Genomic DNA, 13,996 nt, shown 5'->3' with positions numbered 1-13,996 from the left:
TCAAGATTCCTTTATCTTAGAAAACACAGAATTAATTTGTTGATGACATTTTTTACCTGGGCTTGTTTCAATGCCCGAATTTAAATCAAGGCCAATAGCTTGGGTTGCAAGTGCGTCTTGAATATTGTCGTTATTTAAACCGCCTGCAAGCATGTAGTTGCGCTCTTTAATCAGCACATCCCAATTAAAGGTTTGCCCCGTACCACCGCTTTGGTTACCCACTTTGGTATCAAATAAATAGCGGTCGGCACCTTGGCTCTTATGTTCAATCACATCGCTTACCGCAAGGCTTTCCATACTTGCACGCTTGCTGGCAGCGCCTTTTTAAGCGCAGCAATGTACGCTTCGTCTTCATCGCCATGTAACTGTACTGCAACTAGTTTTAGCTCAACGGCAATATGTACGATGGTGTCGATGGTTTCGTTTACAAATACGCCAACAAAGCCTAAATCGCAGCTATCGGCAATTGGTTTTGCGCAGTCAATATCAACATAACGGGGCGATTTTGCATAAAAAATTAGGCCACCAAATACCGCGCCCGCATTATATGCGGCAATCGCATCTTGCGAGCGCGTTAAGCCGCAAATTTTATTTTCACCTAAAATCAGCTTACGACAAGCTAAGTCAAGGTTCTGTTCAGCCATCAGTGAGCTGCCAACTAAAAAGCCGTTACACAGTGATTTTAAGCGTTTTACATCAGCGTGAGTGTAAATGCCTGACTCTGAAATAACCACCTTCCCTGCAGGGATTAACGCACGAAGGGTTTCTGTAGTGGCAAGATCGGTACTTAAATCACGCAGATTACGGTTATTAATACCAATAATCTCAGCGTCGAGTGCTAATGCGCGGTGTACTTCTTCTTCATTACTCACTTCGGTCAAAATTGCCATATTGAGCGATTTTGCCACATTAGCAAGCGCGCAGTACTGGTCATCATTTAGCACACTTAGCATCAGTAAAATTGCATCTCCACCGTGCAGGCGTGCTAAATATACTTGGTACTCATCGATGAAAAAATCTTTACAAATAAGCGGTTGATTCACCAATGAACGTACTTTAGTTAAGTAATCAAAACTGCCTTGAAAGTATTTCTCGTCAGTCAGTACACTAATGCACGCAGCGTAATGCTTGTAAGCACCAGTAATTTCGTCAAGGTTAAAATCATCACGAATAAGCCCTTTTGATGGCGAGGCTTTTTTACATTCTAAAATAAAGTTAGTGCCGGGTTTTGCCAGCTCGCCATAAAAATCACGCTCGGTTGGTACCACCTCATGAATAAAGCTTTCAAGTGGCTTATTTGCTTTACGCGATTCAAGCTCAATTCGTTTATCGGCAACAATTTTTTCTAATACATTAGCCATGAGACACCTCGATAATGCGTGATAAGTGTGAAAACGCCGCGCCACTTGCTAAGTGGTTTTGTACCGCTTGTGTTGCGTCTTTAAAATTATTGTAGTCGCCTTGCATTACCAACACCGCTGCAACATTCGCGGCAATCGCTGCATTGTGCGCAGGCTTGCCTTCACCTTTTAAAATCGCAAGGCTGGCCGCTGCATTATATTCAGGCTCGCCACCTTCAATATCAGAAAGGGCATAGTTATCAAGGCCAAAATCTTGTGGCTGTAAAGTGTACTCTGTAATTTCGCCGTCTTTTAGCTCGGCAACTTGTGTTTCACCGTGCAGGGCAATTTCATCGGTACCTGCGCCGTGGACTACCATAACACGCTCACAGCCAAGTAGTTTAAGCGTTTGCGCCATCGGGCGAAGTAATTCAGGGGTATAAACACCAAGCAGCTGATGGCTTGGTTTTGCTGGGTTTGCCAAAGGCCCCAAAATATTAAATAAGGTGCGTGTTTTAAGTGCGGTACGCACTGGCATCGCATATTTCACACCAGCATGGTAAAGCGGAGCAAATAAAAAGGTAAAATGGGTTTTTGCGAGGCAGTTTTCTGCTTGTGCCACACTCATATTAATATTGATGCCAAGGGCATTAAGTAAGTCAGACGAGCCCGATTTACTTGAAACACTGCGGTTGCCGTGTTTTACCATATTGACGCCCATGCTCGCGGCAACAATGGCGGCGGTGGTTGATACGTTAATTGAATTGGCACCATCACCACCGGTGCCACATGAATCAAAGCTAATGGCACTTGGGTTAGTAAATGTTACCGCATTATCGCGCATGGCTTTTGCAGCACCTGCAATTTCGTTGTCGGTTTCGCCTTTAATTTTAAGCGCAGTTAACGCTGCTGCAAGCTCGATTTCGTTTACTTGGCCTGTCATAACAAGATTAAAAAATTCGCTGCTTTGCTCAAACGTTAAATCTTGTTGTTCGATTAAGAGATTAACAAGTGGTTGCATTATGCGCCCTCCACATTGGCTAAATAAGCTAGGCTTTGCTTTAACAGCTGTGAGCCATTTGGCGTTAAAATAGATTCTGGGTGAAACTGAAACCCAATTACTTTATCTTGCTCTTGAATAATTGCCATAGGAATTGTGTCGTAGCTGGCAATGACATCAAGGCTATCTGGTACTTCGGTTGCCATGAGTGAATGGTAACGCGCCACTGGAATTTGCGAATGTAAGCCACTAAATACTGCGTGCGCTTTAAGTTCAATAAGAGATGATTTGCCATGCACTGTTTCACCTGCGTGACCAACCACACCACCGTAACACTCCACAATTGCTTGGTGGCCTAAACAAATACCCAGCATTGGGTAGTGGCCTTTAGCTTTGTTGATCAGCTCAATTAAATTGCCCGCTTGTTTTGGGGTGCCAGGGCCAGGTGAAAGCACTAACGTTACAGGGCAGGTTTCCTCTGCCATTTTGCTTAAAATGGTGTCGGCCGGAACATGATTGCGATAAACCACCAGTTCAAAGCCTAATTGCTCAAATTCATCAACCAAGTTGTAGCTAAACGAATCAAAATTATCGATAAAATAAATTTTTGCCTGCGCCATTAGGCTTCTCCTTGGTAGATAGACTTAATTGCACGAATAACCGCTTGTGCTTTTTGGCGAGTTTCATTTGCTTCTAGTTGCGGCATTGAGTCATATACTACGCCTGCACCTGCTTGCACGTAAGCCATATTATCTTTAACGAAGGCACTACGAATAACAATACAGCTGTCCATTGCACCATCACCAGTTAAGTAACCCACAGCACCACCGTAGCTGCCGCGGCGTTTACCTTCGGTTATGCGCACTAGCTCGGCCGCTTTTACTTTTGGCGAGCCAACTAAGGTGCCCATATTCATACACGCTTGGTAGGCATGCAGTGCATCCAGCTCAGGTTTTAATTGACCTACCACACGCGATACTAAATGCATTACTTGCGAGTAGCGGTCAACTTTCAATAACTCTTTTACATAACGCGAACCCGGCGTTGAAATACGGGCAATGTCGTTACGTGCTAAATCAACTAGCATAATGTGTTCGGCGCGCTCTTTTTTATCATCGCGCAAATCGAGTTCAATTTTGCTATCAAGGTCAAAGTTAATGCTGCCATCAGCATTTTTACCACGGGCACGCGTACCAGCAATTGGATACACCTCTACTTGATTTGTGCTTTGGCAATATTTAAGCGCAGATTCTGGTGATGCACCAAATAACACAAAGTTTTCGTCCTTCATGTAAAACATGTAAGGGCTTGGGTTTTGTGTTTTAAGTTGATGATATGCTGCAAGCGAGTCAGCACAGGGTAATGAAAAACAGCGAGATGGCACTACTTGGAAAATGTCGCCATCAACAATGTGCTTTTTAAGGGTTTCGACTTGCTGACAAAAGGTGGTGTCGTCAATATCTACACTTTCGCTTACAGCGCCTGGAAAGGTTGGGGCATTGTAAGTTGGTAAATCGTCACACAGCTTATTAAGCGCTTCAAGCTTTTGGCCTACTTCAAAACAGTTGGCGTGTGCGTCGGGGCCGCTAAATACATTGCCAATAAGTTCTGTGGTATTTGCTTGATGGTCAATAACAATCAGTGTTTCTGCAAGATAAAAAACAAAATCAGGGGTTGTGTTATCGCCGTTTGGTACGTCTGGCAGCGACTCAAAGTTGGCAACCATATCGTAGGCAAAGGTGCCGCCTAAAAATACTGCAAAATGAGATTCTGTGGTGCTTTCAATATTATTGATACATTGTCTTAATGCGGTAAATGCATTGTCAGCCACTAAGCGACTCGCTTCATCCATTAAACTGGTATCGCGTTCAAACACAATGCTTAGGCTTGAGTTTGCAAGTTCAACTTTGTGATCTTTAAAAAAGCCAGCTAAATGGGGGAGTAGTTGTTTGCCATTATTGCTTTTTGCGTCAAACGTTACCGTGTCACCATTACATTCAATACGAATAGCAGCATCGGCTAAAATTAAACTTTTTACATTATCTTTTGAATCAATTTCCGCTGATTCTAACAATAAGCTATTAAAGTTAGTCGGGTTGTTACATACCGCGCTGTAAAGTGCCAGTGGACTTTCAATGTAGTCCCGCGCCAGCGAAATGCTGGTAACTTTACCGACCTCGGTTGATATATGACTAAATATCACGCCTCATTCCTTATACAAAAAAGCCCGCTTAGAAGGCGGGCTGAATAATAGACAAACAGAATCCTCCCGCGTTAATTACAGGAACCACCACCATTGGATTAGTTGTTTGTTATTACTCATTATTCACCTCAAATTAGACATAAAAAAACCCGCACATTGTGCGGGTTTTAAGAATAGTTTAGATACAATTATTCCCACCCGCGATTACGAGTGCCACCACCATACTGTTTTGATTTGTGAAGTTACTAATTGCATTTAAACGATTCCTAAAATGTTTCAGCCATAGTAAACCCCAGATTGTATACATGAGTCAACACAAAACCGCCATTTTTTATAACTAATCGGATTTGTTAGTGTTTATTGGTTATAAGCAGTGTTTAAACAGTTATAAAATCAGGGCTTTAGTGGCTTTTTACCAAGTACAACCAGCAAAATCCCGATTAGAATAATAGCTCCAGAAATCGCGAGGCGTTCACTGATAGGCTCGGATAAAAATAAAAAGCCACCAATACCGGCAATAATAGGTACTGAGAGCTGCGATACAGCTGCTTGCACTGAGGTTAAGTGTTTTAGTGCAACATACCAAATGGCGTAACCAATACCTGATGTCACACTGCCAGCTATCACAGCGAGTAAAATCCCTGTGGTTGAGGCATTAGTTGAGTTGAGTGTCATCAAGCTTAGTAACGTTATAAAAGGTAAGGTGCGCATAAAATTAAAGGCGGTATCGGCAAGGGGATTAGATGAGTTTTTGCCAGCTAAGGTATAGCCCGCCCACGCCATACCCGAAATCATCATAAGCACAAAACCAATCAGTGAAGGTGATGAAATATCAGGCAGCACTAAGTAGCTAAAACCAATAAACGCAATTAGCGCGCCGCACCATTCGATAGGATAAATTTTGGTAACTGAAAAAAAGGTATAAGCAAGCATGCTAAATTGCACCGATGAAAAAAGCACAAGTGCCCCAATGGCGGTTTCAAGTGAAATATAGGCATAAGAAAATGTCACGGCGTAAATAAACAAATAAACGGCGCCAAACCAAGACCCTTTGCTCGCTGTTTGTTGATTTTTATGAAATAGGGCGTAAAGAATAAAAAGCGTTATCGCACCTGAGAATAAACGAATTGAGGTGAAGCTTGCTGCGTCAACTTGCCCTTGCCCAAGAGCTATTCGGCAAAGAATAGAGTTTCCCGCAAAGGCGATAAGTGACAAAACAGTTATTAACAGTATTCTCATAAAGTAAAGTGCGCTATTTATTATTAATTCAGTTTAAACAGATAAAGACCTTTGTTGGCAAATTTTAATTTCCCAAATGAAAGCAAACAAATCAGCAAGAGTAATTAGCCACTGAATTTGGTATGATTACACGCAATACAAACGAAAACCATATTTATGAAATTTGACCTACACAGCCATACGTATTATTCCGATGGCAAGCTATCCCCAGAAGACTTAGTTGAACGCGCCGTTGAAAAGGGCGTTGATATATTAGCGATTACCGACCACGATACCGTTAAGGCGCTGCCAATTGCACAGCAGCATATCGACAAAAATGCGTTACCGCTAACACTTATTAAGGGTATCGAGTTTTCAACCAAATGGGAAAGCTTTGAAATTCATATTGTTGGTTTAAACATTGATGTTGAAAATAGCACTTTGGCAGGTTTGATTGCTGAGCAAACAGAAAAACGCGCAACCCGCGCTGAAAAAATGGCTGAAAAGCTTGAAAAACGCGGGTTTGAAAACGTATTAGAACGAGCAAAAGCGTTAGCCAATAAAGGCCAGCTTACCCGTGCCCATTTTGCCCAAGTAATTCAAGCGCAAGGGGCAGCAAACACCTTACAAGGGGTGTTTAAAAAATTTTTAGTGCGCGGTAAACCGGGTTATGTAACCAGCGAATGGTGTGATATTGCAACTGCGGTGAAGGCAATTAAAGCGGCGGGTGGTCAAGCGGTATTGGCGCATCCAAGTCGTTATAAGCTCTCTAATAAATGGTTACGCCGTTTACTTGAAGAATTTAAACATGCTGGTGGCGATGGCATTGAAGTGGCGCTGCCACAACAAGCACCGAGTGATCGTCAGTTTTTAGCGCAGCTTGCTGAAGAATATCAGCTGCTTTCGTCGCAAGGTTCAGATTTTCATTTTGCAACCAACTGGTTAGAACTTGGAAAGAACTTATACTTACCTAAAGCCAGTGTGCCAATTTGGCAGGATTGGGCGATTGCCAAAGAACAAGAATTAAATTAAGGATATCCAATGAGTCAATTTTTTCATATTCACCCAGAAAACCCACAGGCGCGTTTAGTGCGTCAAGCGGTTGATATGATTCAGCAAGGCAAGGTAATTGTGTTTCCAACGGATTCCGGTTATGCAATCGGCTGTAGCATAGGTAATAAAAATGCAATGGAGCGAATAGCGCGTATTCGTGGTTTAGAAAAACACCATAACTTTACTCTTGTTTGCCGTGATTTATCGGAACTTGCCACTTACGCCCGTGTAGATAACAGTTTGTTTCGATTAATTAAAAATAATACGCCAGGGCAATATACTTTTATCTTTAAAGGTACTAAAGAAGTGCCACGTCGCTTGCTCAACGAGAAAAAGAAAACCATTGGTATTCGCGTGCCTGATCACATTATTACTCAAGCGATTTTGGCGGAATTGGGCGAACCGTTAATGTCATGTTCGTTAATTTTACCGGGTGAACAATTTGCTGAGGCGGATCCTGAAGAAATTCGCTTTCAATTAGAAAAACAAGTGGATTTGATTATTCACGGTGGCTATTTGTCTGAGCAGCCAACAACCGTTGTGGATTTTTCGGAAGACACGGTAGAGATTATTCGTGTGGGTGCAGGCGACCCAGCACCATTTGAATAAGTATCCAGAGTTTAAACAGCGCCCATGAGCGAAATGCAGCAGCAAAAATTACCGCTTGGCTTTTTACATGGCAAAGCGGTAACTGATAAACCTGAAGATCTTTATATTCCGCCCGATGCACTTGAAGTAGCACTGGAAGCATTTGAAGGTCCGCTTGATTTATTGCTGTATCTAATTAAAAAGCACAAACTCGATATTCTTGATGTTTCGATTGCCAAAATCACTGGGCAATATATGCAATATGTTGAGATGATGAAAGAGTTTAAGCTTGAGCTTGCTGCTGAATACTTAGTGATGGCGGCGTTACTTGCTCAAATTAAATCTCGCTTATTATTACCGGTACATAAAGAGCTGGAAGAAGAAGAAGATGATCCTCGGGCACTGCTGATTAAGCGCTTACAAGAATACGAACAATTTAGAAAAGCAGCCGAAAACCTCGATGCGTTACCACGAGTAGAACGCGATATTCATATTGCCCATGCACTGTTAGATGAAACACAGTCGCAAGATGTTGAACTGCCTGACCTCTGTGTGAAAGAGTTATTGCTGGCACTTAGTGATGTAATGGCGCGAGCGCAAACGTTAACCCATCATCAAGTTAGTGCCGAAGTGCTTTCAACTCGTGCGCGGATGTCACATATTTTATCGCTTTTAACAGAAAATGATGGCTTTTTGCCATTCTCTCAGGCGTTTGAACACGTTGAAGGCAAAGCGGCTGTAGTGGTAAGTTTTATCGCCATTTTAGAGCTGGTGAAGGAAAGCTTGATTGTGGTTCAGCAAAGCGATATAAACTCGCTCATCTACCTTAAACTAAAATAAATAACGAAATAGGTATTATGGCGAAGCGACTTTCTGATGAGCAGTTAATTGAATTGATTGAAGCGGCAATTTTTGTTGCGAATACGCCATTAACCAAAGACAAGCTGCGAGACACCGTATTAAGTGACTTTTCTATATCCCTAAAGCGTATTCAAAGCGCTATCGATGCCATTATGGCGCATTACGCGACGCGCGGTGTGCGGTTAGTAAAAGTGGGATCAGGTTATCGGTTTCAAGCATGTAGCAGTTTATCGCCATGGCTTAATAAACTATGGCAAGAAAAAGCCCCTAAATATTCCCGTGCATTTTTAGAAACATTAAGTTTAATTGCGTATCGTCAGCCAATTACCCGTGGTGAAATAGAGCAAGTGCGCGGCGTTACCGTAAGCAGTCAAACTATTAAAACCATGCTTGAGCACAATTGGGTCAAAGTGGTTGGTTATAAAGAAGTACCGGGCAAACCGGTACTTTATGGCACCACTAAACAATTCTTAGATCATTTCTCGTTGTCATCATTGAATGAATTACCGCCACTGCCTGCGGTGCAAGACGAAAAAATCTCACAAATCCTCAGTGAGCCTGCGCAACTTGATTAGCTCTGTGCTAGAATAGCCATCAATTCCTAGCTGCGAAGTTACATGAGAAAATAATGAGCGAAAAGTTACAAAAAGTATTAGCACGTGCGGGTAAAGGTTCACGTCGTGAATGTGAAAAATTTATTGAATCGGGCCGTGTTAGTATCGATGGCAAGGTTGCCCGATTAGGTGATCGTGTCGAGCCAACACAACGCATTCGCCTTGATGGACACGTTGTTAAAATTGAAGCGTCAAACGAACGTGTTTGCCGTGTATTAATGTACCATAAGCCAGAAGGCGAGCTGTGTACACGTAAAGATCCTGAAGGTCGTCGCACCGTATTTGACCGTTTACCACCGCTTGAAAATGACCGCTGGATTGCCATTGGTCGTTTAGATATCAATACCTCAGGCTTACTCCTATTTACCAATGATGGTGAACTTGCCAACCGTTTAATGCACCCAAGTTATGAAGTGGAACGTGAATACGCAGTGCGCGTGTTTGGTGAAGTGACACAGCAAACACTTAATAACGTGACCAATGGTGTTGAACTAGACGATGGCTTTGCCAAATTCTTATCAGTAGTACCGCAAGGCGGAAGCGGTTTAAACAATTGGTTTAACGTTACCTTAACCGAAGGTCGTAACCGAGAAGTACGCCGTTTATGGCAATCACAGGAAGTAGAAGTGTCACGCCTAATTCGTGTTCGCTATGGTGACTTACTACTGAATAAACGTTTACCACAAGGTGGTTGGGAAGAACTTAACCTAAAAGATGTAAACTATTTACGTCAAACGGTTGGAATGCGCCGCGAAACCGAAACAAAACTATCGGTAATGCCAGAGAAGCGTAAAGATCGCCGCGCTAAGATTAATAAGATCCGTAAAGCGGTTAAAAAGCATAATCAACGTGTGACGCCGGGCAATAAACGCCGTGCACCAAAAAAGTAACTCGGTGCGTAACTGAATTGTAGATATTAAAAAAGCGCCAATTGGCGCTTTTTTAATTAAGAATGTTTTTCTTAATTAAGCATTTTCTTTTAAGTAATCAATAACCACTTGGTGGTGATCTTTGGTTTTAAATTTATTAAAGAAATGTTCAATTGTACCATCTTGGCCAACAAGGAAAGATAAACGGTGAATGCCGTCATACTCTTTACCCATAAACTTTTTTAAACCCCACACACCAAATGCATCGGCAATGGCGTGGTCTTCGTCAGATAACAGCGGGAAGTTAAGCTCTTTTTTGGTTTCGAAGTTTTTAAGGCGTTTTACCGGATCTGGGCTAATGCCAACCGCAACGGTATTAAACGCTGCAAGTTCAGCTTTATGATCGCGCAGATTTTCAGCTTGCACTGTACAGCCCGGTGTGGATGCTTTTGGGTAAAAATAAACAAGTACTTTGTTTTCTTTTAATAATTCTGCAAGTTCTACTGTGTGACCGTTTTGATCGGCAAGTGAGAATAGCGGTGCTTTATCGCCAGCTTGAAGCGTATTCATATTATAATTTCCTATCGAATCCGTTTTAAAATGTGTTCTACGTTAGACTTTGAAAAAATGATCTCAAGTTGATGTTTAAATTCAGCTTCATCCACGTCACGCGAGAAATTAATGTCAATTTCCGAGCGCATTACCACATCACCATCTTGTTCAACACTATCAGATTTAAGTGCTGCAATATTTACTTGGTAGTCAGCCATCAATTGCGTCACTTTGCTTAGTGTGCCTGGCGTATCAGGGCCGTGGTAGGTTAGTTTATAACCTGCTTTATACTGTTTTTCTTGATGTTGGCTGGTGCGTTTCATCATGGTTAATAAACCAAGCTCAACGCTTTTTGTTGGAATATTATATTCAACACGACTAATGGCAGAAATATCGCCTTCAAGCAACATTATAAAGGTGAATTCATTACCTAAAATGGCAATGCGGCTATCAATAATATTGCAATTAGTTTCACTTACTAGCTTAGTAAGCTCACTCACTATGCCGGGGCGATCTTCACCGATGGCAGTAACAACAAGTTGATTTCCAGTGTTTAACGTCATTTTTAGTCTCAATGGGTTAATAACGTGGCCGCGAATTTTAGCAAATTTAAATGGGTTCAACCATGTAAATATATGATGTGGTGAAAATTATAGCGAATTGTTAAGAATAAATTAAAGATAGGGTGGTGGTTTCTTGTGTTTGGCCCTTAGTAAAAGTAACATAGGCGGCAATTTTGAGAATAATATTATGAACCAAACAGTGTGTGCTGCGTCAAATCAAGCAAATAATAAAGAGCACACCAAGGAGAAATTTGTGCAGTATTGGATCCGAAATTCATTGGTTGTCGCTATCTCAATGGCGATTACTGCTTGTTCTGTTTTCACCAATGATTCGCATCATAAACGCAATTACCGTGTTAATGATGAACTTAAAGTGCCAGGTAACCTGACAAAACCATACAAAGATCCTGCCTACGATCTTGACTCGGCACAATATACATCAGCTGAAGAAAGTGCGTTATATCTGGTAAAAGCACCGGCTCAAGTGCTTACTTTCGCACAAGGTTCATGGATTAACGAAGGCGATAAAGAGTCGCGCATTTTCTTCGATAAAAACGAAGGCATTCAAGATTTAGAAAGTTTTATTTGGCAAGCGATTGACGATTTATTTGTTGAGCGCCAAGTAACCACAGAAAATAAAGCTGACAATTACGTAGTGACTAACTGGCATACAATTGAAGAGCCAATTGATGTTTGGTGGTGGCAAGAAGAGCGCGAATTAAGCCGTCAAAAATTTAAGTTTATTGTTGAAACTGAAGAGCATAAACGCACCGCATCGGTAAAGGTTGAATTAGTTGATTTTGAATCAAAATACGACGAGTTAACAGCGGTACTGCAGCAGCGTTTAGAAGTGGCGGCGCTAAATGAGTTTATTGGTCAGTTCGACTTTAACTACCGACAGTTAATGGTTGAATTAAATAAAGCACGCGGCATTGTATCGCTGCAAATGGGCTTTGATGACAAAGGTAACGCGGCGTTTGTAACTGAGCAAAAAGCACGTGATATTTTTGAGCGCTTCCCAAGCTTCTTAGAGCGCGTTGGTTTCAATATTGATGAAATCGAACAATCTCGTAACTTAATTTTCGCCACGTACGAAACACCAGACGAAAGCGTTTGGGATTCAATTTGGGGTGATGACGTTCGTAAACTGCCACTTGAAGCAGGTCAGTATCAATTATTGGTTGCTGAAACGAACACCGGTGGCACATCAATTACTTGGCTTGATGCTGAGGGTGAAACATTAGAGCCGGGCACGTTAAGCGATACACTACAAGTTATTTTAGCCATGCTAAAAGAGCGCGGTGTAACCGTTCAATAATTTATAAAATTGGATTAGCAAAAAAGAGCCCTCGGCTCTTTTTTGCTTTTAAACGATAGAAAAGTAGCGATTAAAATAGCAAATAAGTAAATGGTTATGCATTTTGTTGGCAAAGATATGCAAATCAATTTACCGCTATCACTTTAAAGGTAACAAGTATGAGTTTGGAAGCTAATCAATCGACTGCGCCACGCAGTAATTTTGCGACCATAATGATTTTCCTTATTCCGTCATTAATAGGCGTGTTTTTATTTATGACACCGATTAACTATGGTGGCGAATTCACTATCCCCATAGCGATATTGGCTAAGGAATTAAAAGGCGCGTTAGCACACTCAATTACGCTTATTGTGACATCGGTGATTGTGTCAATGGCAGTAATATCGGGCTTAGCTACGCTATTTAAACCAAAGTTTTTAAAAGCGGGTAGCTTTGTCCGTCACTTACTGATTGTGAGCCCGATTTGGCTTGTGGCACGTACGTTAGGCGCTATTTTTGTGCTAATGGCGTACTTAAAAGTCGGTACGTTTTCGATTGGTGACACCAAAATTGAGATTCACTCAGACGCAGTTGGTGGCTTGGTCCTGCACGAGTTGATGCCAATTCTATTTTCGGTATTTATTTTAGCTGGTTTATTACTGCCTTTATTGCTTAATTTCGGTTTGCTTGAATTAGTCGGTACGTTACTGACTAAAGTAATGCGTCCACTTTTTGGTGTACCGGGTCGCAGTGCCGTTAACTGTGTTGCCTCTTGGTTAGGTGACGGCAGTGTGGGTATTTTAATGACTGCGAAGCAGTATGAAGAAAAACATTATACACAGCGTGAAGCGGCGATTATTGGTACAACTTTCTCGGCGGTTTCAATTACCTTTTGTTTGGTGGTTATTGGTCAAGTAAAATTGGCGCATTTATTTGCACCGTTTTACCTTACTGTTTGTATGGCGGGTATTGCCGCTGCACTGATTGTTCCGCGCTTGCCTCCACTTAGATTCAAAAAAGACATATACATTGATGGTGAAGAAGTAAAAGGTAACCCAGAGGCATTACCTGAAGGGAAAACCTTGTTTAAACATTCACTAGATGTGGCACTTGATAAAGCACGTCATGCGCAAACAATTAAAGAAACGCTTATCGATGGTTTAAAAAATGCCGTTGATATGGTGTTTGCGGTACTGCCAGTAGTTATGGCGATCGGTACGATTGCTCTTGTGATTGCTGAATATACGCCAGTATTTCAATGGTTAGGCACACCGTTTATTCCACTGTTTGAACTGATGCAAATTCCGGAAGCTGAAAAGGCTGCGCAAACTGTGGTTGTGGGCTTTGCCGATATGTTTATTCCATCAATTTTGGCGGCGCAAAATATTAACAGTGAACTTACGCGTTTTGTGGTTGCGGCAATGAGTGTAACCCAGTTGATTTACATGTCTGAAGTGGGTGCACTGTTACTAGGTAGCAAAATTCCAGTAAATATCTTTGAGTTATTTATGATTTTTATTTTGCGTACATTAGTAACGCTACCGGTAATTGCCTTAATGGGACATTGGTTAGTAGGCTAATTTTCTTGATCTTTTTCGGCTCGCTGTTTTTCTTCTAATGAGCGGCGAGCTTTTTCTATCGGATCTTGATTAAAGTTTTTCATATCCATTTTTGCGGAATGCTTTAGTAACGCGATATTGCTCCAAATCACGCCAAGCACAATTGCGATTATTAAGATTGTGGCCCAGATGCTCATAGATTTGCCTAAAAGTTGTGAATTTCTTTAATTTTAACCCAGTAAATGGAACTTAATAAGTTCTTTTTCATCAATTAAATAG

Annotated in this window: 14 protein-coding genes and 1 pseudogene; 7 read left to right on the top strand and 8 right to left on the bottom strand. The window is 41.6% G+C overall.

Features of this window, described 5'->3' with window-relative positions:
* The 5 genes and pseudogenes from trpCF to C2M30_RS10220 form a co-directional block, all read right to left on the bottom strand.
* Nucleotides 1–1,361: pseudogene (trpCF, locus tag C2M30_RS10240) on the bottom strand (bifunctional indole-3-glycerol-phosphate synthase TrpC/phosphoribosylanthranilate isomerase TrpF).
* Nucleotides 1,354–2,361 carry an anthranilate phosphoribosyltransferase gene (gene trpD, locus C2M30_RS10235; RefSeq protein WP_105171561.1) on the bottom strand — a complete coding sequence of 336 codons (1,008 nt, stop codon included), beginning with the start codon at nt 2,359–2,361 and terminating at the stop codon, nt 1,354–1,356. Before trpD ends, trpCF begins: the two are co-directional and overlap by 8 nt.
* Nucleotides 2,361–2,960: an aminodeoxychorismate/anthranilate synthase component II gene (locus C2M30_RS10230; RefSeq protein ID WP_105171560.1), complete on the bottom strand. Its 600-nt coding sequence runs from the start codon at nt 2,958–2,960 to the stop codon at nt 2,361–2,363. Before C2M30_RS10230 ends, trpD begins: the two co-directional genes overlap by 1 nt.
* Nucleotides 2,960–4,543, bottom strand: a complete 1,584-nt coding sequence (locus C2M30_RS10225; RefSeq protein ID WP_105171559.1) for an anthranilate synthase component 1 — start codon at nt 4,541–4,543, stop codon at nt 2,960–2,962. The genes C2M30_RS10230 and C2M30_RS10225 overlap by 1 nt, the downstream gene beginning before the upstream one ends.
* Nucleotides 4,544–4,936: 393 nt before the next feature.
* Nucleotides 4,937–5,782, bottom strand: a complete 846-nt coding sequence (locus C2M30_RS10220; protein ID WP_105171558.1) for a DMT family transporter — start codon at nt 5,780–5,782, stop codon at nt 4,937–4,939.
* 156 nt (nt 5,783–5,938) lie between these two features.
* Between C2M30_RS10220 and rnm the strand changes: the two genes are divergently transcribed.
* The 5 genes from rnm to rluB are packed head-to-tail and all read left to right on the top strand — an operon-like array spanning nt 5,939 to nt 9,767.
* Nucleotides 5,939–6,793 carry an RNase RNM gene (gene rnm, locus C2M30_RS10215; protein WP_105171557.1) on the top strand — a complete coding sequence of 285 codons (855 nt, stop codon included), beginning with the start codon at nt 5,939–5,941 and terminating at the stop codon, nt 6,791–6,793.
* 9 nt (nt 6,794–6,802) lie between these two features.
* Nucleotides 6,803–7,423: an L-threonylcarbamoyladenylate synthase gene (locus C2M30_RS10210; protein ID WP_010560336.1), complete on the top strand. Its 621-nt coding sequence runs from the start codon at nt 6,803–6,805 to the stop codon at nt 7,421–7,423.
* Between the two features lie 24 nt (nt 7,424–7,447).
* A complete protein-coding gene (locus tag C2M30_RS10205) occupies nt 7,448–8,242 on the top strand; it encodes a segregation and condensation protein A (RefSeq protein ID WP_105171556.1) in 795 nt (264 codons plus the stop codon).
* Nucleotides 8,243–8,259: 17 nt separating this feature from the next.
* Entirely contained in the window at nt 8,260–8,838 is a 579-nt protein-coding gene (gene scpB / locus C2M30_RS10200; protein WP_442792805.1) for an SMC-Scp complex subunit ScpB, read from the top strand.
* Between the two features lie 53 nt (nt 8,839–8,891).
* Nucleotides 8,892–9,767, top strand: coding sequence for a 23S rRNA pseudouridine(2605) synthase RluB (rluB, locus tag C2M30_RS10195; RefSeq protein ID WP_105171554.1), 876 nt, complete (start codon nt 8,892–8,894; stop codon nt 9,765–9,767).
* Between the two features lie 75 nt (nt 9,768–9,842).
* Here the strand turns inward: rluB and bcp are convergent, their stop codons facing one another.
* Nucleotides 9,843–10,316: a thioredoxin-dependent thiol peroxidase gene (bcp, locus tag C2M30_RS10190; protein ID WP_105171553.1), complete on the bottom strand. Its 474-nt coding sequence runs from the start codon at nt 10,314–10,316 to the stop codon at nt 9,843–9,845.
* An 11-nt stretch (nt 10,317–10,327) separates the two neighbouring features.
* A complete protein-coding gene (locus C2M30_RS10185) occupies nt 10,328–10,861 on the bottom strand; it encodes a glycine cleavage system protein R (protein ID WP_010560331.1) in 534 nt (177 codons plus the stop codon).
* A gap of 187 nt (nt 10,862–11,048) precedes the next feature.
* Between C2M30_RS10185 and bamC the strand changes: the two genes are divergently transcribed.
* Entirely contained in the window at nt 11,049–12,179 is a 1,131-nt protein-coding gene (gene bamC, locus C2M30_RS10180) for an outer membrane protein assembly factor BamC (protein ID WP_105171552.1), read from the top strand.
* Nucleotides 12,180–12,337: 158 nt separating this feature from the next.
* Nucleotides 12,338–13,738, top strand: a complete 1,401-nt coding sequence (locus tag C2M30_RS10175) for a YjiH family protein (protein ID WP_010560329.1) — start codon at nt 12,338–12,340, stop codon at nt 13,736–13,738.
* Here C2M30_RS10175 and C2M30_RS10170 read toward each other — a convergent pair.
* Entirely contained in the window at nt 13,735–13,914 is a 180-nt protein-coding gene (locus C2M30_RS10170; RefSeq protein ID WP_010560328.1) for a DUF2897 family protein, read from the bottom strand. The genes C2M30_RS10175 and C2M30_RS10170 overlap by 4 nt on opposite strands.
* Between the last annotated feature and the right edge of the window lie 82 nt (nt 13,915–13,996).

The organism is Pseudoalteromonas sp. T1lg24, assembly GCF_002964745.1.
GTDB classification, from domain to species: domain Bacteria; phylum Pseudomonadota; class Gammaproteobacteria; order Enterobacterales; family Alteromonadaceae; genus Pseudoalteromonas; species Pseudoalteromonas spongiae.
This window is presented reverse-complemented; position numbering and strand designations above follow the sequence as displayed.